Genomic DNA, 23,955 nt, shown 5'->3' on the forward strand with positions numbered 1-23,955 from the left:
AGAATGACAACCACCTTACACGCCTTTCTCCGTATTCTCGTCCTGACATTTATACTATTCCCGGCTATTGGGCAGGCGCAGGGGCTTTTCCAGACGGCTATAACCGTCAATAATATGGCAATCACGCAATACGAGATTGACCAACGCAAACAGCTGCTGACGTTACTGCGCACACCCGGCGATCTGGACAAAGAGGCAAAGGATGGCCTGATCGAAGACCGCCTGCGTTTGTCAGAAACCCGCCGCGCTGGTATCAACCCGACACCGGAACAGGTTCAAACCGGTATGGAAGAATTCGCAGGGCGTGCCAACTTGAGCGCCGAGCAATTCATTCAGGCAATTGCACAGGAAGGCGTGGCCGAAGAAACCTTTCGTGATTTCGTAACAGCAGGTCTTGCTTGGCGAAATTATGTACAAGGTCGCTTTGGCCCAAGATCACAGGTCAGCGATGCCGAAATCGATCGCGCCTTGGCCCTGTCTACCAACCAAAGTGGGGCTCGTGTCCTGTTGGCAGAAATTATATTGCCACTGGCACCGCAAGTTGAGGTGCGCAACAGGACCTTGGCAGATCGCTTGTCGCAAACCCTCAAAACAGAAAGCGCGTTTTCGGCAGCAGCACGGCAATACTCAGCATCTCCGACCCGTGGCGCGGGTGGGCGGTTGGAATGGTTGCCACTGGCAAATGTCCCGCCAGCACTACGCAGTGCCGTTCTGACCCTGCAACCAGGTGAGGTGACGGACCCGATCCCCCTTGGCCCAGCGCTTGGCCTCTTTCAGTTGCGCGCATTGGAAGAACTTGAAACAGCCGAGCCAGACACGCTTGCACTGGAATACGCCACTGTCCTAATTCCCGGCGGGCGTAGTGCTGCAGCACAGGCAGAAGCACAGAAACTGGCGAATTCGGTCGATACTTGTGACGATCTGTATACGCCTGCCAAAAAACTGCCGGGTGATTACTTCGAACGCGTTACGCTGCCCATCCCAGAAGTGCCTGCTGATATTGCATTGGAACTGGCGAAGCTGGATAATAACGAGACTTCCACATCCCTGACCCGTCAGAATGATCAGTTTCTGGTGTTTCTGATGCTGTGCGGGCGAACGGCCGAAACGCCCATTGATGAAGAGGGCGAAGAGGTTGATCTACGCGCTCAGATCAGATCGCAATTGGTCAATCAGCGCCTGACCTCTTACGCGGACAGTTTTCTTGAAGAGCTGCGCGCAGATGCCATCATCATCGAAAACTAGGCGCGCGCCCATAGCGCTGAGTTGTGGGGAACCTGCAGGTATTGGCCTTGAGATAGCACGGAAAGCCTGGGACGAGCTGCAAGGTAGTATTCCCTTTGTATTGATTGCAGACAAATCGCACGTGGACGGTCCGGTGTCTGAAGTGTCGGATATGTCCGAAGTGGCGCAGGCTACTGATATGCCACTGCTACACCATCCCTTCCCTGCGCCAAACTCACCGGGGGTCCCTGCCCCGGCAAATGCGCAAGCCGTCATCGATGTAATCGCCCAAGGCGTGAAGCTGGTCACAGATGGTCAGGCAAGCGCCCTTTGCACCCTGCCAATCCATAAGAAAGCTCTCAAGGACGGTGCAGATTTCATCTATCCCGGCCATACAGAGTATCTGGCGGCGCTTGCAAGGGTTGAGCGTGTCGTCATGATGCTGGCCTGTCCTGACTTGCGCGTGGTGCCTGTGACAATCCATATCGCGCTGGAACAGGTTAAAACTGATTTGACCGAAACATTGCTGGAAGACACAATTCGGATCACAGCAACCGCTTTGCAAACACAATTTGGAATCGCCTCCCCTCGTCTGGCCGTGGCTGGTCTGAACCCTCATGCTGGTGAAGGTGGCACAATGGGCCGGGAAGAGATTGACGTCATCACCCCTGTTCTTGAACGCCTTCGCGGTCAGGGCCTGAATATCACCGGCCCCCGGTCGGCAGATACGATGTTCCACGAAGCTGCCCGTACCAGTTATGATGTGGCCGTTTGCATGTACCATGATCAGGCCTTGATACCGATTAAGACGCTGGATTTCGCGGGTGGGGTGAATGTGACGCTTGGCTTGCCATTCATCCGGACCTCGCCGGATCACGGCACGGCTTTTGACATCGCGGGCAAAGGGATCGCCGACCCAACCAGCTTGATTGCCGCCTTGCGCCTTGCCTGGGATATGGCGGGCAGAACCAGCGGATGTCATGGCGGCGATTGATAATCTACCGCCGCTGCGCGAGGTCATTGCCACCCATGGGCTTAGCGCAAAGAAAGCGCTCGGGCAGAATTTTCTTCTGGACCTTAACCTGACGGCCAAGATTGCCCGACAGGCAGGTGATCTGTCGCAATCGGATATTCTTGAAGTTGGCCCCGGCCCTGGTGGATTGACCCGTGCTTTGCTTGCAGAAGGCGCACGCCGCGTTCTGGCCGTCGAAAAAGATGCACGATGCCTGCCCATTCTGGAAGAGATTTCTGCGACCTATCCCAACAGGTTACATATCATACATGGCGATGCGTTAGAGGTCGATGTATTGGCCCATCTGACACCACCTGTGCGGGTCATTGCGAACCTGCCCTATAATGTCGGAACCGAGCTGCTGGTGCGCTGGTTAACACCGCCTGTTTGGCCACCATTCTGGGGTAGCCTGACCTTGATGTTTCAGCGCGAAGTGGCCGAGAGGATCGTCGCACAACCGGGCAGCAAAGCTTATGGGCGCCTCGCACTGCTGTCACAATGGCGCTGCAACGCCCGCATCGTAATGGATTTGCCGCCAGAGGCATTTGTTCCGGCACCCAAAGTCCGTTCAGCTGTCGTCCACCTTACACGTCTTGATAAACCACGCTTTGAAGCTGACGCAGCGCTCCTGTCACGTATCGTAGCAATGGCTTTCAATCAAAGGCGCAAAATGCTGCGGTCTTCTCTGAAAGCGCTGGCACCCGATATCCAGGATAGATTATTGGCTGCAGGTATTTCCCCGACAGAACGCGCCGAGCAGATTTCGCTGGAGGGTTTCTGCGCCCTGGCCCGCGAAATCGCTAGAACGTGATTATTCCGCAGCGGATTGTCCGTTTTCCTCAGACGTAGGCTGCGGGGCTTCTTCTGCCGGGGCAACCTTTGGCTTACGTGCGCGCGGTTTACGGGGCTTTGGTGTTTTGGGCGCAGTTTCGATCGTCTCAACCAAACCACTGTCAGAGTTCTCGTTGCTTAGATCAATGACATCCGGCTGACTAGCCTGAGCCGCGTCCCTGCCTTTGTCGCTGGGTGCATCATCGCTTTGGCGGGTTTGTTTCGACTGTTGCTGATCACCCGATTGCTCTGCATTGCTTTCCGCCCGTTCTTGCTGACGCTCGCGCTGCTGGGCTTCATGCGCTTCGCGGCGCGCGTCCATTTCACGCTGAGCTTCACCCATCATGCGGGCATAATGTTCCGCATGTTGCTGAAAATTTTCTGCGGCCACGCGGTCATTGGACAATTGCGCATCGCGGTGCAGCGTCAGATATTTGTCAATGATCTGCTGAGGAGTACCGCGCACTTTGCCTTCTGGGCCAGAGCTATCGAAAACTCGATTGATGATATTGCCCATAGAGCGATTGTTATTGTTGCGGTTCCCTTTGCCCCGCGACCGTGACTTCGATGATCTCATATTAATTTGATTCCAGCCTTTGTATATCGGCCATCTTTCGATCCTGTCCGCTTCCAATTGCGGTGTCCCCATGACTAGGATCGAGACCTTTGTTTTTGGCTTAAACGTAAGGGGTGAAATTCACCTCGTCTTACCATGAATAGGGTAAGCATGTGCGGTGCCTCTATTGCAAGGGGATTCTGAGTGCGTACAGCAATTATTGCTGGATTTAGGCCTTAAACCGCCAATTTCGCGCTAATCACGCGATCCCGGCCATCAATATCTGGGAAAATCTCGACGCTTGCGAATCCTGCGCGCTGAAACAGTGCTTGAACAGCAGCGCCCTGATCATACCCGATTTCGACCAGAACTCGCCCACCCTCACTCAAAAAAGCAGGTGCCTGCGTGGCTATGGCGCGGTACGGTCCAAGCCCGTCACCACCGGGTGTCAGGGCAAGTTTCGGCTCAAAGTCCCGCACGTCTCGGGGCAGCGCATCGTAAGCTTGCGCCGTGATATATGGCGGGTTCGAGACGATCAGGTCAAACCGCCCCTTTACCTGCGTGAACCAGTCCGATTGCAGGAACTCAACGCGCCCGGCCAAACCCAACCGATCCGCATTGCTGCGCGCCACCGCAAGCGCCGCACCAGAGATATCTGTGGCACACCCCGTGATGGATGGCCGTTCCGAAAGCAGGGATAAAAGAATACAACCCGATCCAGTGCCAAGGTCCAACGCGGTATCGAAAGACCCTTGCAACGCAATTTCGATCAGGGTTTCGGTTTCAGGGCGGGGGTCCAGCACATCTGGCATGACCCTAAAATCGCGGCCATAAAACTCACGCAGCCCTGTAAGCTGAGAAATGGGTTGATGTTTGCAACGCGCAACAACCAACTGTTCAAATATCGGCTGCTTGGTATCCGGCACAGGGTCACGCAGGATCAAGGTAATCCGATCCGCAGACACCCCCAGCGCGTGGGCCAGAAGACGGCGCGCATCGCGTGGAGCATCGGGAATTCCAGCGGCTGTCAGACGTGTAATGGCCGCCTTCAAAAGCTCAGACGCGATCATGCGTCCATATCAGCCAGCAACTTCGCCTGCGCATCCGCAGCCAGCGCATCGATCGTTTCATCCAGATCGCCCTGCATGATCTGATCCAGCTTATAAAGCGTCAGGTTGATCCGGTGATCAGACATGCGACCTTGGGGGAAGTTATACGTCCTGATCCGCTCAGACCGATCTCCGCTGCCGACTTGGGCCTTCCGGTCGGCCGAACGGGCCTCATCTACTTTCTGGCGTTCCAGATCATAAAGCCGGGCACGCAACACCTGCATTGCGATCTCGCGGTTACGGTGCTGAGATTTCTCGGATGACGTCACAACAATACCAGACGGGATATGCGTAATGCGCACTGCCGAATCCGTGGTGTTGACGTGCTGCCCCCCGACCCGCTGGCGCGCATCGTATCAATGCGAATATCTGTGGCCGGAATGTTGATATCAACCTCTTCTGCCTCGGGCAAAACGGCAACTGTCGCAGCAGATGTATGGATGCGCCCGCCGGATTCTGTCACTGGGACACGCTGGACCCGATGCACACCGCTTTCATATTTCAACCGCGCGAAGACGCCTACGCCTTGCACATGCGCGGTGACTTCCTTGATCCCCCCAAGTTCAGTCAGCTGTTCCTCGACGATCTCGAACTTCCAGCCTTTGGCTTCGGCATATCTGCGATACATATTCAGCAGATCACCCGCAAACAGAGCCGCCTCATCCCCACCTGTGCCGGGTCTGATCTCCACCATTGCGGGGCGGGCATCCGCTGCATCTTTCGGCAACAGCGCCAATTGCAGAGATGCCTCAACGTCTGGAAGACGCGCCTTGATCATTGGCAACTCTTCTTCGGCCAGAGCTTTCATTTCGGGATCCGCCAGTAGCTTTTCCGCTTCTTTGAGATCGGACAAAAGCTGCCTATAGGCGGCAACTTGTTCAACCACTGGTTTGAGTTCTGAATATTCGCGGCTCAGACTTGCGATGTCATTATCCGCATTTCCAGAGGCAAGTTTTGCCTCAAGATATTCAAACCTTTCGGTGATTTGCTGAAGTTTATCCAATGGAACCATGGCCCACCTGTTGTCCAATTGCAGAGGCTTGGTCAAGAGGGATTGACTGTGCTATCATCACTAAATGTCAAGAATTGCGATCATATTTCTGGTTTTGTCTGCGCCTTTTTCGCTCACCGCTACGGCGGCATCCGGCAAAACGGTGGAATGTTACTGCACCGACAAACAAGGCAACCGCGTCGAGTTGGGGGAATTCAGATGCCTTACTGTCGGCGGGCGCATTTTTCAGGCCCGGTGTGAGATGTCGCTTAATGTACCAATGTGGCGTGAAACCGGTGATGGCTGCATCTCTAGCTAAACACTAGAGCTGCCCTAACCAATATTCCACACGTGCCTTGTTCACACCCATGTCCGCGTAACCAAAACGCAGCCGCGACAGGATGTTCAAAGTAGACTGGCCGGCCCCCAAATCGATTACCTTAACCGAAATTATGTCCGGAAAGCCCCATAGCGCCGAGCGCGTGACATATGTTGCATGGCCTTCCGAAAGATCGCCCGCAAGCAAAGAGGTGCGTGGAGTAGCCTCAATAATCCCAGCCAGTTTTTGCGCCAAAACCTCGGCGGTCATGTCATAGATCACCGGTTCAATATCCCCGCCTTTGCGAAGCAATACATGACCGGGTACGGATGGTCGCTCAGCAGTTTCGGGATCTACATGCAACAGCTTTACGTCTAGCGAAGCAAGCCGCACATAAGCCGCAACTCCGACGATACATAGGACAATGCTACATATGACAATCTTAAGCATAGACCTGCCTTTTTACGTATAAATGAGAAATCAACCCTACTCGGCCGCCATATCAGCTGCATCTTCAAGCTCGGCGGCTTTCTTTTCCACTTGCTCAACGATGTGGTCAATCATCTGATCATTGCTCAGCTTGTGGCTTTGCTTGCCAGCCAAATACACCATGCCTGATCCGGCCCCACCGCCTGTGAAGCCCACATCGGTCATCAATGCCTCGCCCGGCCCATTGACCACGCAACCAATTATAGAAAGGCTCATGGGGGTCTTGATATGTTCAAGACGCTTTTCCAATGCTTCAACGGTCTTGATCACATCAAAGCCTTGCCGCGCGCAGGATGGGCAGGAAATAATGTTTACGCCGCGGTGGCGCAGGCCCAAGGATTTCAGGATTTCGTAGCCGACTTTTACCTCTTCGACCGGATCAGCAGATAGCGACACGCGGATCGTATCGCCAATACCCATCCATAGAAGATTTCCAAGTCCGATAGCAGATTTGATCGTACCCGAGGTCAGCCCGCCTGCCTCGGTAATACCCAGATGAATCGGCGCGTCCGTTGCTTCGGCCAGCCCCTGATAAGCGGCGGCCGCGAGAAACACATCAGACGCCTTACAGCTGATCTTGTAGTTCTGAAAATCGTTTTCTTCGAGGATGCGAATATGATCGAGCCCACTTTCGATCATGGCTTCCGGACAAGGCTCGGCGTATTTATCCAGCAGGTGTTTTTCAAGCGAGCCTGCGTTGACCCCGATCCGAATGGAACAACCGTGATCCTTGGCGGCTTTGATCACTTCGCGTACCCTGGAAGCATCACCGATATTGCCTGGATTGATCCGCAGACAGGCCGCACCGGCTTCGGCAGCTTCAATCGCACGTTTGTAGTGGAAATGAATATCCGCGACGATGGGAACCGGGCTTTCTGCAACAATGTCTTTCAAGGCGCGGGTGCTGCTTTCATCCGGCGTCGAGATACGGACGATATCCGCACCTGCCTCGGCACAGGCTTGAACTTGCGCGATGGTTGCTGTGATATCAGATGTATCCGTGTTCGTCATTGTTTGCACCGAAATCGGCGCGTCGCCCCCGACAGGGACTGAGCCCACGTAAATCTTGCGCGACGTCCTGCGATCAATCTGCCGCCAGGGGCGGATGGCATGAAGTGACATGGGATCAAATCCGCTTTCTACAAGTCATCATTGATATAGAGCGAACAGGCTATCGCCGCAACGAATCTGGCCAATTATTCCGATGTTATTCCGATACTATTCCGACGCGGCAGAAGGATCCTCTTCCAGCGTCTCAGTCTCGGCCATAGCGGTTATGATATCGGCCAGAGCCGGGTCTGCATCCAGATCGGCCTCGGCATAGTTCTCGGTGATCGCCTCTACGCCCAGCGCTACATTCTTGGCGACGGATGTGCCATTACCTGCGGGGCCAAAGGTTTTACCCTTAACGCTGAAATAAAGCGATCCTGAATTCCCGGCCCGCAGGATAGAATCTTCATCGGTTTGCGGCAGCACATATTGTTCGCCAGCATCGAGAATTTTTTCAAACAGGATTGTTCCATCCGAGGACGATACACGAACCCAAGCCGGGCGCACAGCGAACAGAGCTACATCTGGCGCAGTGTCTTCTACAACCTTCACAGGTGCCGCATGTGCCGGATGGGTCGGAACTGGTGCGTCATCCGGTGTATAAGGCATTGCAGCAGAAGCAAGCCGTTCTGATGGCTCATCGACCAATGCACCAATTGAATTAGGATCAAGCGAAGCAATAGGGCCATCGCGGGCAGTAAATACTGGCGCTTCCAGAACTTGTGGGCGGTACAGCCGGTCCAGCGCATCAGCAGAGGGCGCGACAAATTCTGATGCCAAATCTTCGCCTTCAGGCAAACTCGCGTCTGCTTCAAAACTCGCCACATCCGAAGCCACGCCTGGAGCCTGATCCACAGGAGCAAATTGCACCCGCTGCACTTCTTGCAGAACAGACCATGCGCCATAGCTCAGAAGACCAATTAGCCCAAGCAGAACAATTGTTGATCCAATGGCGCGCGGCTCGATACTACTGAACAGCCCATCACCAATTGGCGCATGGCCACCAAATGTACCGCCGAACGGGTCATCAACGATACGAGCATTCTTGGTGTTTTGCTGAGTTTTTGACTTGGTTGCAGTCCCACCGGACAACCCCTCGACACCGGCAAACCCGCTTTCCTTGCAAAACCGCTCGAAAGCCCATTCAGGATCAAGGCCAAGATACCGGGAATAAGAACGCACATAGCCAGCAATGAAGCCAGGGCTTTCAAACACAGAAGGATCGGCATTTTCGACTGCAGCAATGTAATTGGCTTTGATTTTAAGCTCGCGCTGCACATCGAGAAGGGATTTGCCAAGCGTCGCACGCTCACCGCGCATTATATCGCCAAGACGCAGATCGAAAGCGTCGAAACCTCGACGTTCCTCCGGTTTTTCAGGATTGAGTTGCGTTTTGCGCCCCAACATCCACTCTGCCCGCTTTATTCCGTTTCCCCGTTTCGCAGTCGATTCAGGTATGAGTCGCTACGTTTAAATGAACAATAGCACAACTTTACGTGATTATGCACGTACAGAACTTATCAGGCTGATTGTTCGTTTCTGCTGAGTGCACAATGACCCCAAAGTTCATCCATTGCATGCACCAATGCATCCACCATCGGCCCATTATGCACAGGTGACGGCGTAAAGCGCAAACGCTCTGTTCCGCGTGGAACAGTCGGAAAGTTTATAGGTTGGACGTAAATACCAAAATCATCAAGTAATCTGTCCGAGATCATCTTGCACTTTACCGGATCGCCCACATGAACCGGAACGATATGACTGCCATAATCGATAATTGGTAGACCCAAACCTTTCAGCCTTAGCTTCAAAACATTAGCACATTGATGGTGCAAATCGCGCAGGGCCTGATCTGTCTTGAGATGCGCCACGGATGCTGCAGCCCCCGCCGCGATTGCAGGCGGCAAGGACGTCGTAAAAATGAAACCCGGCGCATAAGATCGTATGGCATCACACATCTTGGCACTTGCAGCGATATAGCCCCCCATAACGCCATAAGCCTTGGCGAGCGTGCCGTTAATAATGTCGATGCGGTGCATAAGGCCATCCCGTTCAGCCACACCTGCACCGCGCGGCCCGTACATGCCCACGGCATGAACCTCATCGATATAGGTCAACGCGTTGAATTCGTCGGCCAAATCGCAGATCGCCTCAATCGGGCCGAAATCACCATCCATGGAATAAACTGATTCAAACGCAATCAACTTTGGCACATCGGCCGGAATCGCTTCGAGTTGCGCACGTAAATCGCCCAGATCATTATGGTTGAAAATGCGTTTAGCGCCACCATTACGCCGAATACCTTCAATCATTGATGCATGATTCAAGCTATCACTGAGGATCACAAGCCCCGGCAAAAGTTTTGGCAAAGTCGACAGCGTTGCATCATTTGCAATATAGGCTGACGTAAAGACAAGCGCTGCCTCTTTACCATGCAGATCAGCCAATTCCGCTTCAAGCCGTTTATGATAGACCGTTGTACCAGAGATATTCCGTGTCCCACCAGATCCGGCACCAGCGCTATCAATTGCTTCATGCATAGCAGACAGGACCACCGGATGTTGTCCCATGCCTAGATAGTCGTTGCCACACCAGATTGTCACGTCTTGACGCGATCCATCAGGTCGTGACCAGACTGCACGCGGGAAATGACCCTGCACACGTTCCACATCAATAAAAGTACGGTAGCGGCCTTCTTCATGCAGGCGGTTCAGAGCGGCATCGAGTGCAGTATCATAAGTCAAATCAGGCAGCTTTCATCTCGGATATTTGATGTGTGTAATGCGAAAAACTACACCCGCGAAGGGTACATATTGCCGCCCCTGCAGTTCTATGTACAGGGAATTGCGGTTTCATTGATCTATGACAATAACCACTCAATTTCTGGCCATATATCATTTTGAACCCGAGGAACTCAGCATGACCTGTCCCGCCGGTCGAGTTCTGAATTGCAATCAATATAATCCTGTCTCTCATATTGTTTCTTCACTCGTTGCAGAAACCTCTAGCTACCGCAACTTTCGCTAATATTCCAGTGACTTATGGCTGGACAGTGATCACGGTCGTGTTAGTCTCAAAAAGGGCTGATATTGAAAATGGGTGTATCCAGATGGCACTGGACAAAGTACTTGCGCATATAGACGAAAACCTTCCGGACGCAACTGACAGGCTATTAAAGCTGCTGAGCATACCGTCCATCAGTACTGATCCGGCTTACAAGGATGCTTGCGATCAGGCAGCAGACTGGTTGGTGGATGATTTAAACTCGATCGGGTTTGAAGCCTCGAAACGACGGACCCCCGGCCATCCGATGGTCGTAGCCCACGGGCCAGAGGTCGGTCAGCACGTCATGTTTTATGGTCATTATGATGTGCAACCTGTTGATCCACTTGACCTGTGGGATAGCCCCCCTTTTGAGCCCGCCATCGAGGACACACCAAAAGGAAAGGTGATCCGGGGGCGCGGATCGTCCGATGACAAGGGTCAGTTGATGACGTTTGTGGAGGCATGTCGCGCCTGGAAAGCTGTAAACGGATCGCTACCTGCGAAGATTTCGATATTCTTCGAAGGTGAGGAGGAAAGCGGCTCTCCATCCCTTGTGCCTTTTATGAAGGACAATGCAGATGAGTTGCGGGCGGATATCGCACTGATCTGCGACACAGGCCTGTTTGGTGAAACGACACCTGCGATTGTGACGCGCCTGCGTGGATTGCTCGGCGAGGAAATTACTATAACTGGCCCGTCCAAAGACCTGCATTCCGGTATGTATGGTGGTATTTCGATGAACCCGATCCGGGTGCTCGCCAAGATCATTGCCGGCCTGCATGATGAAACGGGACGGATCACATTGCCTGATTTCTACGAAGGTGTTCCAGAACTACCAACCGATATCGCTGGCCAATGGGATGATCTGAATTTCGACCATTTCGAATTTCTGCGTGAAGTCGGCCTGTCCACCCCTGCGGGTGAGCAGGGTCGCACCGCGCTTGAAATGATCTGGTCGCGCCCAACCTGCGAGGTAAATGGAATTTCCGGCGGATATGAAGGCGATGGGTTCAAGACCGTCCTGCCTTCAAAAGCAACTGCCAAGATTTCGTTTCGTCTGGTGGGTGATCAGGACCCCCATGCCATCCGCAAAGCATTTCGCGCCTATGTGCAAGACCAACTGCCACCAGATTGTAGTGTGACGTTCGATCAGCATGGGGCATCCTCCGCCTCGCAAATGGCAACGGATCACCCGGCGTTTGAGCAGGCCCGTCAGGCCCTGTCTGACGAATGGCCAAATGCTGCGGCCTTCACAGGTTGCGGCGGGTCAATCCCGATTGCCGGGCATTTCAAGGAAATTCTTGGTATGGACGCCATGCTGATCGGTTTTGGCAAGGATGATGATCAAATCCATTCGCCAAATGAGAAATATGATCTTGAGAGCTTCCATAAAGGCATAAGAAGCTGGGCAAGAATATTAGACAAGCTGTCAGAGGTGTAAGGTAACGAATTTTCGCAGAAAATTCTCACACCTCACACATGCTGCGCGCCGTTCACTTCTATTTCGGTTCCCGAAATATAAGAGCTTTCCTCAGAGCACAGGAACAGTATCGCAGCAGCAACTTCTTCGGGCTGACCCAACCGTTGCATGGGCAGCTTCTCGACAATCTTGTCGGTCCCGGGTGATAAAATCGCCGTCTCAACCTCACCTGGTGCAATGGCATTAACGCGCACATCCATTGGGCCAAAATCAAAGGCCATTTCCCGTGTGAGCGCCGCCAAGGCCGCTTTGGAGGTCGCATAGGCAGCGCCCGCAAAAGGATGCACCCGACTACCCGCAATCGAGGTTACGTTGACCACCGATCCCTTGGCGCGCGCCAATTCGTTTTTAAGCCCACGCGCGAGAACCACAGAGGCAAAGAAGTTCACATGAAACACATGGCCCCATGTGCGCAAATCGGTCTCAAGCGTGTTCAGCCGTCCGCCATCTTCGCCCTTAGGTGAAATTCCGGCATTGTTGACAAGTGCATTCAGGTGGCCATCTAATTTGCCGCGAATGACCTCAATAGCTTCAATTGTGTTCTTTGGGTCTGCCAGATCGATCTGGATGTGATTTTCGGCCCCGCCGCCCCACGGGCATTCCGCAGGAAACGGGTGGCGAGAACACGTCAGCACCCGCCAGCCTTCCGCATTGAACCTCTGCACAGTGGCATGCCCAATCCCCCGGCTGGCACCGGTCAGTAGCATGGTTTTACGGGTGTCAGCTTTGGCCATCGCGATCATCCTTGTGCCAATGGTGCAACCGTAACACGCCCTTAGTGAAACGCAACTTGGCAGTCCTGTTAACTCCCGATACCAATAGGCCTGAGATGAAAAAGCAGAATGCCATGAACCAAGACTGGATTACGACGGCCCGGACCCTGTCCCAAGCGCTTCCTTACCTACAGCGCTATGACGGCGCGATTGTTGTGATCAAGCTGGGTGGTAACGCGATGGGCAGTGATGAGGCGATGGACAGTTTTGCCCGTGACGTGGTCCTGATGCAGCAGGTTGGCGTGAACCCTGTAATCGTCCATGGCGGCGGTCCGATGATCAATGACATGCTGTCCAAGCTGGGGGTGCAATCGGAATTTCTGAACGGCAAGCGTATCACCGATGAAACTACGGTCCAGGTGGTTGAGATGGTTCTGTCCGGTAAAGTCAACAAACGTATCGTACAGGCAATCAATGGTCAGGGGGGACGGGCTGTCGGGCTGTCGGGCAAGGATACTAACCTGATGATCTGTGAGCCGACAGACCCGGAACTTGGCTTTGTCGGAACCCCTGTAAACCTGAACCCTGCCGTGCTGCATCAAATGCACGAAGCCGAGATCATCCCGGTTGTTGCCCCTATCGGGACGGGTCAAAATGGCGAGACATTCAACGTCAATGGCGACACAGCCGCAGGGGCTGTTGCGTCTGCGCTGAAAGCAGACCGGCTGTTACTACTGACCGATGTTGCGGGGGTGAAGGACGACAGCGGGCAGGTCGTCACAGAACTTACCGCAGAACATATCCGCACTCTAACCAAAGACGGGATCATTGCCGGCGGCATGATCCCGAAAACTGAAACCGCGCTGGACGCGTTGAGCGCTGGCGTGCGCGCTGTCGTTATACTTGACGGACGCGCGCCCAATGCCTGCTTACTAGAGCTGTTCACGGATCATGGCGCAGGCTCAATAATCCGGGCCTAGCTCACGCAAACGTGGTCGTGGCGCGGCATCGCGTCTCTTGCCTGAATGGCGGATCACCGTATTTTCATCGTATGGAAAATGAAGCCCTTGTTCGCCTAACTATATTTGCAGGCCTTTTTGCCCTATTCGCAGCGCTTGAGGCTTGGGCCCCAAGGCGTGCCCGCACGCAAACACGCGCTGCGCGCTGGACAACCAATTGGGCGATCATCATCATCGATACACTCACTTTGCGTGCAATGGCCCTTGCCATGCCGCTGCTGGCTGTTGGTGCAGCCTATGATGCTGCTGAAAACGGGTGGGGGCTATTCAATACCCTCGACTGGGCCTTTGGTCTTGAAGTTATGATTTCGATCCTTGTGCTGGATTTCGCGATTTGGCTACAACATCTGATCACTCATAAGGTGCCAATTCTGTGGCGTTTGCATCAAGTGCATCACGCGGATGTTGATATCGACGTGACCACTGCAATCCGGTTCCATCCGGTAGAAATCGCCTTGTCTATGGTCCTGAAAATTGGGTTAGTCTATCTGATGGGACCCGCCGCGCTGGCGGTTATCCTGTTCGAGATTATCCTGAACGGCACCGCCATGTTTAATCACGCCAATATCAAGTTACCGCTCTGGCTGGATGCTATGGTGCGGCAGGTCTTCGTGACACCGGACATGCACCGCGTTCATCACTCCGTTCACCGGGCAGAGCATGACAGTAATTATGGGTTTTCCCTGTCCATCTGGGATCGGCTTTTCGGCACATATATAGCGCAGCCCGGTGAAGGCCATGACGCTATGTTAATCGGCTTGCAATGGCAGGATGAGCGTCCCTCTAAACTGGGATGGAGCTTGGCATTACCATTCAAGCGTAAAGAGTGAGGCCAAGTGCGCCTAAAATAATTGCCCTACAATCTGATTGAAACCGTTGTTACATTGATAGAAGTTTAGTCTTTGGTGAAATTTTACAGGTGATGCTCTGAAACTTATCCTTACACGCCATGCCAAATCCAGCTGGGACGATCTAGCGCTGGACGATCATGACAGACCTTTGAATGATCGTGGGCGGGCCGCAGCCAAGCTTATGGGTGAATGGCTGGTCAGCAAAAACCATATCCCTGGCACGGTTCTATGTTCAACGGCGGAGCGGGCCAAGTGGACCTGTGCGCTGGCAATTGAACCTATGAAACCAAGACCCGTCGCCTCCTTCGAAAACGGGCTATATCACGCATCGCCCGACACGATCCTGCGCCATATCCAGAAAGCCCCGGATAGCGATCTGATGGTGATCGGTCATAATCCGGGATTTGCTTCACTCGCCAGCTTGCTCATATCCAAGAAGCCAGATCACCCAAAATTTCGACAATATCCGACTGCGGCAACACTGATCGCAGAGACCGATATTGCTACATGGTCCGATCTGAAATTCGGCAGTATGCAGCTTATCGACTTCGTGACACCCAAAGATTTGGATGCCGACTGAACGCCTTTACCGTCAGTGCCCCAGGATCTGACTGAGAAACAGCTTCGTACGATCCGACTTGGGATTATTGAAGAACTCTTCAGGTTCGTTCTGTTCGACTATCTGGCCCTGATCCATGAAAATCACCCGATTGGCAACCTGACGGGCAAAGCCCATCTCATGGGTCACGCAGAGCATGGTCATGCCCTCTTCAGCTAGTTCGATCATCGTGTCGAGCACCTCTTTGATCATCTCTGGGTCAAGGGCCGAAGTCGGTTCGTCAAATAGCATGATACGAGGGCGCATACACAGGGATCGCGCAATCGCCACCCGCTGCTGCTGACCGCCTGATAGCTGGCCGGGATATTTATCGGCCTGATCCGGAATTTTCACCTTTTCCAGAAAATGCATCGCCGTTTCCTCGGCTTCTTTCTTAGGCGTCTTGCGCACCCAGATCGGGGCAAGTGTGCAGTTTTCCAGAATAGTCAGATGCGGAAACAGGTTGAAGTGCTGGAAGCACATACCGACCTCAGAGCGGATTTTATCGATATTCTTGAGATCAGAGGATAGCAGCGTACCGTCAACTGTGATCGAGCCCTGCTGATGTTCCTCAAGCGCGTTGATACAGCGGATCAAGGTGGACTTGCCAGAACCTGACGGCCCGCAGATCACAATCCTCTCGCCCTGATTTACCGTCAGGTTAATATCGCGCAGTACGTGAAACGTACCATACCATTTATTCATATTCTGGATGGTGATCGCGACTTCGTCGGATACCTGCATTTGTGCGGTCTCGGCCATGCCGTAACTCCCCATTTAATGGTGATCTGTCGCAAGGCGGCGTTCGAGCCATTGCGAGTATTGTGATATGCTGTAGCAAACAACGAAAAACAGGATGGATGCGAACATGAACAGTTCCCAATAGACCCCGTTCCACTCGGTTGATGCCAGAATTGGTCCGCGGATCATCCCGACGATGTCGAACATGGAAATGACCGAGACAAGCGTTGTATCTTTGAATAACCCCACGGCGATGTTCACGATGCCCGGAATGGAAATCTTCAAGGCCTGTGGAAGAATGATCAGACGCATCGCCTGTGCATAATCAAGACCAAGGCTGTCCGCAGCTTCATATTGCCCTTTGGGCAATGCCGCGAGACCACCTCGGATCACCTCGGCGATATAGGCAGCCGAGAACATTGTGATCATGATCACCACACGCAGGAACAGATCAACGCCGGATCCGGGCGGGAAGAAGTAAGCCAGCATGACGTTTGCGACAAACAGAAGTGTGATCAGCGGCACGCCGCGCACGAATTCGATAAAGACCACACAAACACCCTTGATCAGCGGCAGATCAGACTGGCGGCCCAGCGCAAGCGCAACGCCGATGGGCAGTGACAGCGAAACACATGTAATACCCAGCATCATGTTCAGCATGAAACCACCGAGGTCGCGGGATGGAACCGCCTGCAACATCGCGTTGTTGGATGCTGTATCGGGAATGAGAGCCCCACCAATAATCCACACAAAAAAAACCGCCACAATTCCACCTACAAAACCTGTGGCAAAACTGTTTTTGACAAAGTGGTTGTAGACAAGGAAGCCGGCAATTACGCCCACTAATGCCAACAGTGGCGCGAAGATCGTCCCGCCCCAGATCAGCCAATAGGCGAGAAACGGATAGATGCCTGTAAAGATCAGCAGCTTGCGCGGCAGGTCAAAGAACAACACAGGTGCCATGGCTGCAAAAAGCAGCACAAAGGCTATTGTTGGTCGCCAATAGAGATCGGGCGGGTATTTGAACCCGAACAGCAATTGGTTCCAGCGTTCCGCCAGTACCGAGAAACAAGCCGCAGAAACGCCGTTAAGCGCCTCACGACATTCTGCAAGGCTGTCTGTGTTCCAGATGCCGCCTAATATCCAAGGCAATGTAGAGCCAAGGATCAGGAAAATCACATAAAGTGCAGCAACGGTCAGTAACCCGTTTGCCCAAGTCGCAAAGAGATTTTCGCGCATCCATTTGACTGGTCCCGTGGCCGTGGCAGGTGGCAGCGCAGGAGGAATTTCTGTTTCACGAACAAAGGCTACGGAGTGTGCATGTGTATCAGACATGAGATCAGCGCTCCTTCAATTTCATTGAATTGTTGTAGATGTTCATGATGATTGAAATGCATAATGAGATGACGAGATAAAACAGCATCAACAGAAGCACACATTCGATAGCACGGCCCGTCTGGTTCAACGTGATGCCACCAAGGGTCGCAGTGATGTCAGCGTAACCAACGGCAATCGCTAATGAAGAGTTCTTAGTGATGTTGAGGTATTGCGAAATAAGCGGCGGTATAATCACACGCAGTGCTTGCGGTAATACAACAAGGTTCATAACGCGCCCAGGGCGCAAACCAAGGGCCGAGGCAGCCTCTGTCTGGCCTTTGGATACGGCTATGATACCGGCGCGCACGTTCTCGGCGATGAAGGCACCCGTATATACCGACAGCGCGAACCAAAGTGCGATGAGCGGACCACCGATTTTTATACCCCCGGCAAAGTTAAAGCCCTTAAGCTCGGGATAATCTAGCGAGATCGGACTTCCCATCAGGAAGAACATGATCAGGGAGGGTAGCACGAAAATCGCTACAGAGGGCCATAGAACCGGCAGCATCTTACCCGTATCGTAGAGTAGCTTTGTCGCGTAGCGCCGATAGGCGAAGACGGCGATGATGGACAGGATGAAGGTTGCCACCACCACCATAGAGCCCGCGCCCCAAACCGGAGCCGGAATATAAACTCCGCGGTTCGTAAACGCAAAGGCGTCAAGCAACATTGTGGCAGACGGGTCTTCACCACGAAACGCACGCGGTCCAGGCATTGTTGCAGTCATGATTGTGAAAATAATAATAATCCAGATCAGAACCGGAATATTGCGAAAAATTTCCACATAAAAGGCCATTAGCTTACGCACAAGCCAGTTGTTTGACAGGCGTAGCACGCCAGCGATTACCCCAAAAATAGTGGCCGTCACACACGCCAACACCGCCACAAGTAATGTGTTGAGAATACCGACCCATGCTGCTTGCATGTTCGTGGATTGGCTCGTGTAGGGGATCAGCGTCTGATTGATGTCATAGCCAGCAGATGACCCTAGAAACTCGTAGCTGATGTTTAGCCCTGCTGCGCGCAGGTTGTTTACCAGATTGTTCCCCAAGTAGGCGATAGCAACAATAAGCAGTAGTAGCGCGATTGCCTGGAATGTTAGCGAACGATACCGTGTATCGTTTATAAGCATAGAGAGCCTGAACGACTCCTCCTGCGGGTCGGTTATTGTCGCCATCAAAGACGTTCCCTGTTTTGGTCCGGTGTATTTTATGTATCGCGTCGTTGCGCGTAGGCCGGATCTGTTTTGGTCGTCACATAGGAAAAGGGCGCGGAGTGTAACCGCGCCCTTTTGTATTCTGTTTTACCGGAATGGTGGAGAGTAGATCAGGCCACCATCGGTCCATTGCGCATTCAAACCGCGCGCCAGACCAATTGGTGTTTTCTCACCAATGGTTTTCTCGAAAATTTCACCATAGTTACCACCGGCAACAATCGCGTTTTTAGCCCAATCCGCAGACAGACCCAGCATTTCGCCCAAGTTGCCTTCGGTGCCAAGAAGGCGGTTCACTTCGGGGTTATCACCTGCTTCTGCAGACAGATCAGCCACGTTAGCAGAGGAAACACCCAGCTCTTCCGCTGTAATCAACGCGTTCAGAGTCCAGCGAACGATATCGCCCCACTCATCATCGCCATGACGGACCAATGGGCCCAGTGGCTCTTTAGACACGATCTCGGGCAGCAATACGTGATCACCGGGGTTTTCGAATGTCGCACGTGTGGATGCGAGGCCAGACGCATCTGTTGTGTAAACGTCGCATGCACCAGCCAGATATTGCTGCTGTGCCTCAGAATTGGTTTCGATAGGCACAGGCTCGTAGCTGATATTGTTAGCGCGGAAATAGTCAGCCAGGTTCAGCTCGGTCGTTGTACCGGTCTGGATACACACAGTTGCGCCATCCAGTTCCTTGGCTGAGGACACACCCAGCTCTTTCGGAACCATAAAGCCTTGGCCATCATAATAGTTCACGCCAACAAATGTGAACTTCAGGTCCACATCACGTGAGAATGTCCAAGTGGTGTTACGCGCCAGCATATCAATTTCACCAGATGCGAGTGCCGTGAAGCGCGTCTTGCCTGTCGTTGGAACAAACTCAACAGCATTGGGATCGCCCAGCACAGCAGCTGCAACGGCACGGCAGACGCCAACGTCAAAACCTTCCCATTTACCATTCGCGTCAGGGGCCGCAAAACCGACAAGCCCTGTGGTTACACCACAATTCAGTTTGCCGCGCGCCTTGACTTCGTCAAGCGTGGCAGCCGATGCGCCACTGGCAACGATGCCTGCGACGGTAAGGGCGCCAAGAAATACGGATTTATTCATTTTTACCTCTTCCTGATGGTCCGCCCGTTGGGGCGGTTTTTCCAGCCTGAGTAAGCCGGGAACGATACGCGAGAGGACCATATCCTCCCGGTGAGCCAGAATAAGGCCAAAACAAACGCCTAAGGTCAAGGCATTTGCCTCAATTTACCCAAGGGAAAGTCTAGGATTTTTCAAAGAGTCAGGTTTGTTTTCTCGATCTGTTCAACAATCCAGCGCAGTTTAGACTAAATAGCCCGCATATCAGACACTAAGACGAAAAAAATAGTCTGCATGTAGGAAATCAGCCCTTTTAATATCGGCATGGGCGGCTGCTTCTTCGTCTCTGCCCCATTGTTGTTGCTGCCATATTTCATCGATTCGGCTGATTTCCCATAGCTCTGCCGCGGGTAGATAGTCGTGAATGACCGCAAGACCGATCACGAAAGAACCCGACAGCGCAACCAGATCATGAAATGCCGCCATCTGAAACGAGTTGAACGTAGAGGCTTCCGCCTTCAATCGGTCGATAACTACCGCGTTTTGCGGGGCATGCATCACACCGACATGGCTTTGCAGTGTCACATCAAAGCGGTGTTTGACCCAAGCTATAAGCGGATCCCACCCCTCGGTCTCTAACGCTACCAACTGTTCCGGCGCGGCAGCCCGGTAACAGATCAGGTCGCTATCGGCATAAGCTGCAATCAGGTCAACCACCTCACCCTTCTGTGTGCGCACCTTGTCAATCGCCGCATTGGCCGAGCGGGTGACGGGCATCGTGCGCGGATCAATCTTTTCACCCTGCGCATCCCATTCCTGCGCGATTGCATCAGCCATGGCTTGGGTCGGCACAATCAATGGGGCCTTGGCAGGCGTGCGTACCGGTCGTGTATCAAGATGGATCGCAAAACCGTCCTGTTCAGGTACAGACTTGACCGCTTTCCAAAAGCGTTTTGCGGCCCACTCGCTCATGCGGGTTGCCACATTTGAGCGATTGCTTCATCCAATTCATCGAAATTGTCTAGCATATGATCCGCCAGCGGGCTCAGAGTATCAGGTGTATGATTGCCCCATGTCACGCCCATTGACAGAACACCGGCAGAGCGCGCCATTTGCAGGTCGAAAGATGTGTCACCGATCATGATCGCGTCTCTGGCATCAGTGCCGCTCTCACGCAGGGCGGCTTCAATCATAGAAGGGTGTGGTTTTGACGGATGATCATCGGCAACCTGTGTGGTCATGAAATACCCAGTCATCCCATGCGCCTCAAGCAACCGATCCAAACCACGGCGGGACTTGCCGGTAGCAACCCCAAGGATCACGTCATCGCGTGTTGAAAGACGATCAAGCGCAGCTTTAGCGCCGGGAAACAATGGCGAGGTTTGATCCGCAGGCAGTGCGATGCAGCTTTCACTGAACATATCCCGGTAGGTCTGCCCAAGCGCGCGCAGGTCACGATCACTCAACCCCGGATGCAGCTGGTCCAGAAGCACAGGAAGCGACATCCCGATCAACGAACGTACTGCGCCGAGTGCTGGCTCGGTCAAGGCATGACGAGCGAAAGCTTGCGCCATCAACTGCTCGATATGGGCAATACTATCGATGAGGGTGCCATCGACATCGAACAGCACCAGCTTCAGGTCTGCCATTCTTCATCCTCGTCAAACGGGTCTGCGGGCACATCTTTCTCAGTCCAGCCAAGGAAATCCCAGCTGCGTTTCATATGATCAGGGATCGGGGCAGTAATGGTGATCTCTTCGCCCGTCACAGGATGCTCAAAACTGATAAAGCGGGCATGCAGATGCAGTTTCTTGCTAATCTCATCGCCCAATTGCGCACCCCAACCATCGCCTTGATTTTCCTGACCGCTGCCGCCGTATTTGCCATCGCCCACAATGGGATGCCCCATCTGTGCCATATGCGCGCGCAGCTGATGGGTACGGCCCGTAACAGGCACCAGCGCCATCCATGCCGCGCGTTGCCCCAGAAAGCACATGGTCGCATAATCCGTATGCGCGCGCTTGGCGCCGGGCGTGCTGTCCACGTCACGCGGGTGAATGCAGTGCATCTTTTCCCCCTCGCCCCCTTTGCCATGACCGGCAGCTTTGACAAGACCGTATTTGATCGTGCCAATCTTGGGATAAGGCACCCCGGCGACCAGCGCCCAATAAATCTTGCGGGTGTGTTTGTGACGAAAAGCCGCCGTAAGCGCCGACGCCATGGCCTGCGTGCGCGCCAGCACCAGAACACCCGATGTATCCTTGTCAAGACGGTGGACAAGGCGGGGCGTGTCGTCACGTTCAAAACTCAACGCTGCGGCCATGCCGTCCACATGGCGCGACGTCTTCGAGCCACCCTGTACCGCAAGACCCGGTGGTTTGTTCAGCGCGATGATGTGGTCATCCTTGTATATCACACAATCTTGAATCATCTTAGCATCAGCTTTGGAAATATGTGCGGTCTTTGCCTGCGCCTCTATCTGCTCCTCAGTGGGCAGCGGGGGGATGCGCACAGCTTGACCTGGGACCACACGGAAATTGGACTTTACCCGCCCGCCATCAACACGGATTTCACCCTTGCGACACATCTTCTCGATCCGACCTTGGGATACATGCGGGAAATGCCGCCGAAACCAACGGTCAAGGCGCTGCTCGGCCTCATCATCGCCAACGTGAACTGTCTGAACACGGCTCATGCGAAAACCCCTCTGGTCAGCATAATACCCGCAATGAGGGCTGAAATAGACAGGATAACGGAGACTGCAACATAAATCGCAGCCGCCCCGGTCTGACCACGTTCAAAGAGCGTGTAAGCCTCAAGCGAAAAGGCCGAGAATGTGGTGAAGCCGCCTAGAATACCCGTCATGACGAAAGGCGACAGATAAGTCGCACTGCGTTGCGCCGCATAGACCACGAAAACCCCCATCAGGAACGAACCAATAATGTTCACGCTGAGCACCGCATAGGGAAATCCAGGCCCGGTCAGCCTGAAGATACCAACGCCCGCGAGAAAACGCAGCGATGCCCCAATAGCCCCACCAAGAGCGACTTGAAGAGTGGTCCAGATCATAGGCGTTCTGTCGGGCCTGATGCGCAGAGAGTCAAGCGGGCGCGATCAAAGTTACCCCGAAAGCTGGCAAACACGGAAACAAGCATTTACGTTCAGCGCCATGACATTGAGTAAACGCATGTATCGTGTTTTGACCCTTGGGCTGTCCATGCTCTTGCTTTTGGCATTTCTGGAAAAATGCACAGTCCTTGATGTCACCTATCCGGAAATGCTTAGACCCTCGAAGCTGACCAATGCGCCGATTTTGAAAAATGCAAGTGGGACAGAGACGTTTGAAATTGTGTGGATTGATGATCCCTATCTTGCAAATGTCACATATCAGCCCAACGGCAAGTTCTTCATCGCGACGGGAACGAAAATCACGAAACTTGACCAGACTGGACGAAAGGTTTTTTCGGTCGAACGCGAAGGTGACTATCAGATACCGCCCTTTTCGCAGTATATTCTGACCCCAAACGGTGTTTACGATCTGTCACGCGAAAACCCCTTTCTTGAACCCATCGTTCAGGTTGTAAACAGCGATAAGGACCGCGTCCTGTCTCAAAAAAGCTGGGAGCAAATATTCGGACAGGCTTATGCGGACGCGGATGTCGTTCTACATGCAAATTCGACCCATGACTTCATCCGGCAAGCCAGCTTCATGCGGATAGATGGCGAATGGGTGATCCTGCACACGGCATATGAAAATGCCAAGATCGCCACTGATTGGGAACTTGGCGTCACGATCGAAGGCTTCCCCGAGAAACATGCCAGAACTGTTCTTTTGAAAGACCCAGACACAAAGCAGTATGCGGCAGACAGTTTTCGCTTACGGGATGAATATTCAGGGCTGCCTGAAGATGCGTTTCAATATCCGGCCAAAGGTAAATTGAAGATTTTGGGCTTCGACAAACAAGGAATAGAGCCGGTTGTATACACCCCAATCCCCGCAGCTTTTCGCGGCCCGGCTTACTACAGCCTTAGCATTGGGCAAGATACTGTTCTGTTCCGCGAGATGGCCGTTCATCATAACTTTGGTCTCGGGTTTGCGAGCAACCTGAGCTGGTTTACTGTGCCGGAGCCTTATGTATCTGACGTAAATGTTAGCTTTCTGGAATTCAGACCTGGAAATAACATCGATACGATGGGCAGCGACGGGCTTTATGTGATCCGACCGCGCTGACATCCGCACTGATCTCAGGC

23 protein-coding genes and 1 pseudogene are annotated in these 23,955 nt (G+C 53.3%); 8 read left to right on the forward strand and 16 right to left on the reverse strand.

Annotated features, from left to right (window positions below):
- Nucleotides 1-3 precede the first annotated feature (3 nt).
- Genes ACZ1HF_RS10105 through rsmA form a run of 3 tightly spaced genes read left to right on the forward strand, consistent with a single transcriptional unit; the run spans nucleotide 4 to nucleotide 3,047 of the window.
- The gene (locus ACZ1HF_RS10105; protein ID WP_472657379.1) at nucleotides 4-1,245 is read left to right on the forward strand and encodes a peptidylprolyl isomerase; all 1,242 of its coding nucleotides are present in this window, start codon (nucleotides 4-6) and stop codon (nucleotides 1,243-1,245) included.
- Nucleotides 1,223-2,218, forward strand: coding sequence for a 4-hydroxythreonine-4-phosphate dehydrogenase PdxA (pdxA, locus tag ACZ1HF_RS10110; protein ID WP_472657380.1), 996 nt, complete (start codon nucleotides 1,223-1,225; stop codon nucleotides 2,216-2,218). The genes ACZ1HF_RS10105 and pdxA overlap by 23 nt, the downstream gene beginning before the upstream one ends.
- Entirely contained in the window at nucleotides 2,205-3,047 is an 843-nt protein-coding gene (rsmA, locus tag ACZ1HF_RS10115; RefSeq protein WP_472657381.1) for a 16S rRNA (adenine(1518)-N(6)/adenine(1519)-N(6))-dimethyltransferase RsmA, read from the forward strand. The genes pdxA and rsmA overlap by 14 nt, the downstream gene beginning before the upstream one ends.
- Here the strand turns inward: rsmA and ACZ1HF_RS10120 are convergent, their stop codons facing one another.
- The 7 genes and pseudogenes from ACZ1HF_RS10120 to hemA form a co-directional block, all read right to left on the reverse strand.
- A complete protein-coding gene (locus ACZ1HF_RS10120) occupies nucleotides 3,048-3,644 on the reverse strand; it encodes a DUF4167 domain-containing protein (RefSeq protein ID WP_472657382.1) in 597 nt (198 codons plus the stop codon).
- Between the two features lie 215 nt (nucleotides 3,645-3,859).
- Complete coding sequence (prmC, locus tag ACZ1HF_RS10125) at nucleotides 3,860-4,693, reverse strand: peptide chain release factor N(5)-glutamine methyltransferase (RefSeq protein ID WP_472657383.1); 834 nt, start codon at nucleotides 4,691-4,693, stop codon at nucleotides 3,860-3,862.
- Nucleotides 4,690-5,744, reverse strand: a pseudogene (gene prfA / locus ACZ1HF_RS10130) (peptide chain release factor 1). Before prfA ends, prmC begins: the two are co-directional and overlap by 4 nt.
- 301 nt (nucleotides 5,745-6,045) lie before the next feature.
- A complete protein-coding gene (locus ACZ1HF_RS10135) occupies nucleotides 6,046-6,492 on the reverse strand; it encodes a DUF1499 domain-containing protein (RefSeq protein WP_472657384.1) in 447 nt (148 codons plus the stop codon).
- Nucleotides 6,493-6,528: 36 nt separating this feature from the next.
- Nucleotides 6,529-7,653, reverse strand: coding sequence for a flavodoxin-dependent (E)-4-hydroxy-3-methylbut-2-enyl-diphosphate synthase (gene ispG / locus ACZ1HF_RS10140; RefSeq protein ID WP_472657385.1), 1,125 nt, complete (start codon nucleotides 7,651-7,653; stop codon nucleotides 6,529-6,531).
- A gap of 96 nt (nucleotides 7,654-7,749) precedes the next feature.
- A complete protein-coding gene (locus ACZ1HF_RS10145; RefSeq protein ID WP_472657386.1) occupies nucleotides 7,750-8,988 on the reverse strand; it encodes a helix-turn-helix domain-containing protein in 1,239 nt (412 codons plus the stop codon).
- Between the two features lie 113 nt (nucleotides 8,989-9,101).
- The gene (gene hemA / locus ACZ1HF_RS10150) at nucleotides 9,102-10,325 is read right to left on the reverse strand and encodes a 5-aminolevulinate synthase (RefSeq protein ID WP_472657387.1); all 1,224 of its coding nucleotides are present in this window, start codon (nucleotides 10,323-10,325) and stop codon (nucleotides 9,102-9,104) included.
- A gap of 365 nt (nucleotides 10,326-10,690) precedes the next feature.
- On the opposite strand from hemA, the gene ACZ1HF_RS10155 reads away from it, so the two are divergent.
- A complete protein-coding gene (locus tag ACZ1HF_RS10155) occupies nucleotides 10,691-12,067 on the forward strand; it encodes a M20/M25/M40 family metallo-hydrolase (RefSeq protein WP_472657388.1) in 1,377 nt (458 codons plus the stop codon).
- A gap of 32 nt (nucleotides 12,068-12,099) precedes the next feature.
- Here the strand turns inward: ACZ1HF_RS10155 and ACZ1HF_RS10160 are convergent, their stop codons facing one another.
- A complete protein-coding gene (locus tag ACZ1HF_RS10160) occupies nucleotides 12,100-12,840 on the reverse strand; it encodes an SDR family NAD(P)-dependent oxidoreductase (protein ID WP_472657389.1) in 741 nt (246 codons plus the stop codon).
- Nucleotides 12,841-12,953: 113 nt separating this feature from the next.
- On the opposite strand from ACZ1HF_RS10160, the gene argB reads away from it, so the two are divergent.
- The 3 genes from argB to ACZ1HF_RS10175 all read left to right on the forward strand — a co-directional run bounded on the left by argB (nucleotide 12,954) and on the right by ACZ1HF_RS10175 (nucleotide 15,269).
- The gene (gene argB / locus ACZ1HF_RS10165) at nucleotides 12,954-13,799 is read left to right on the forward strand and encodes an acetylglutamate kinase (RefSeq protein ID WP_472657390.1); all 846 of its coding nucleotides are present in this window, start codon (nucleotides 12,954-12,956) and stop codon (nucleotides 13,797-13,799) included.
- 71 nt (nucleotides 13,800-13,870) lie between these two features.
- On the forward strand, nucleotides 13,871-14,668 hold the full coding sequence (locus ACZ1HF_RS10170; protein WP_472659024.1) for a sterol desaturase family protein: 798 nt from the start codon (nucleotides 13,871-13,873) through the stop codon (nucleotides 14,666-14,668).
- A 106-nt stretch (nucleotides 14,669-14,774) separates the two neighbouring features.
- Entirely contained in the window at nucleotides 14,775-15,269 is a 495-nt protein-coding gene (locus ACZ1HF_RS10175; protein WP_472659025.1) for a SixA phosphatase family protein, read from the forward strand.
- A 12-nt stretch (nucleotides 15,270-15,281) separates the two neighbouring features.
- On the opposite strand, the gene ACZ1HF_RS10180 is transcribed toward ACZ1HF_RS10175, so the two are convergent.
- From ACZ1HF_RS10180 to crcB, 8 genes are all read right to left on the reverse strand, one after another.
- On the reverse strand, nucleotides 15,282-16,049 hold the full coding sequence (locus tag ACZ1HF_RS10180; protein WP_472657391.1) for an amino acid ABC transporter ATP-binding protein: 768 nt from the start codon (nucleotides 16,047-16,049) through the stop codon (nucleotides 15,282-15,284).
- Between the two features lie 15 nt (nucleotides 16,050-16,064).
- Complete coding sequence (locus ACZ1HF_RS10185) at nucleotides 16,065-17,363, reverse strand: amino acid ABC transporter permease (RefSeq protein ID WP_472657392.1); 1,299 nt, start codon at nucleotides 17,361-17,363, stop codon at nucleotides 16,065-16,067.
- A gap of 4 nt (nucleotides 17,364-17,367) precedes the next feature.
- Nucleotides 17,368-18,582 carry an amino acid ABC transporter permease gene (locus ACZ1HF_RS10190; protein ID WP_472657393.1) on the reverse strand — a complete coding sequence of 405 codons (1,215 nt, stop codon included), beginning with the start codon at nucleotides 18,580-18,582 and terminating at the stop codon, nucleotides 17,368-17,370.
- 126 nt (nucleotides 18,583-18,708) lie between these two features.
- Nucleotides 18,709-19,728 (reverse strand): amino acid ABC transporter substrate-binding protein, encoded by a 1,020-nt coding sequence (locus ACZ1HF_RS10195; protein WP_472659026.1) that lies wholly within the window; start codon nucleotides 19,726-19,728, stop codon nucleotides 18,709-18,711.
- 240 nt (nucleotides 19,729-19,968) lie between these two features.
- Nucleotides 19,969-20,676 carry an ATP12 family chaperone protein gene (locus ACZ1HF_RS10200; RefSeq protein WP_472657394.1) on the reverse strand — a complete coding sequence of 236 codons (708 nt, stop codon included), beginning with the start codon at nucleotides 20,674-20,676 and terminating at the stop codon, nucleotides 19,969-19,971.
- On the reverse strand, nucleotides 20,673-21,353 hold the full coding sequence (locus ACZ1HF_RS10205; RefSeq protein WP_472657396.1) for an HAD-IA family hydrolase: 681 nt from the start codon (nucleotides 21,351-21,353) through the stop codon (nucleotides 20,673-20,675). The genes ACZ1HF_RS10200 and ACZ1HF_RS10205 overlap by 4 nt, the downstream gene beginning before the upstream one ends.
- The gene (locus ACZ1HF_RS10210; protein WP_472657397.1) at nucleotides 21,341-22,399 is read right to left on the reverse strand and encodes an RluA family pseudouridine synthase; all 1,059 of its coding nucleotides are present in this window, start codon (nucleotides 22,397-22,399) and stop codon (nucleotides 21,341-21,343) included. Before ACZ1HF_RS10210 ends, ACZ1HF_RS10205 begins: the two co-directional genes overlap by 13 nt.
- Nucleotides 22,396-22,773, reverse strand: a complete 378-nt coding sequence (crcB, locus tag ACZ1HF_RS10215; RefSeq protein ID WP_472657398.1) for a fluoride efflux transporter CrcB — start codon at nucleotides 22,771-22,773, stop codon at nucleotides 22,396-22,398. The genes ACZ1HF_RS10210 and crcB overlap by 4 nt, the downstream gene beginning before the upstream one ends.
- Here crcB and ACZ1HF_RS10220 point away from each other — a divergent pair.
- Nucleotides 22,760-23,935, forward strand: a complete 1,176-nt coding sequence (locus ACZ1HF_RS10220) for a hypothetical protein (protein WP_472657399.1) — start codon at nucleotides 22,760-22,762, stop codon at nucleotides 23,933-23,935. The two genes, crcB and ACZ1HF_RS10220, sit on opposite strands and share 14 nt — an antisense overlap.
- Nucleotides 23,936-23,955 lie beyond the last annotated feature (20 nt).

It is taken from the genome of Litoreibacter sp. GN1-5 (assembly GCF_055693805.1).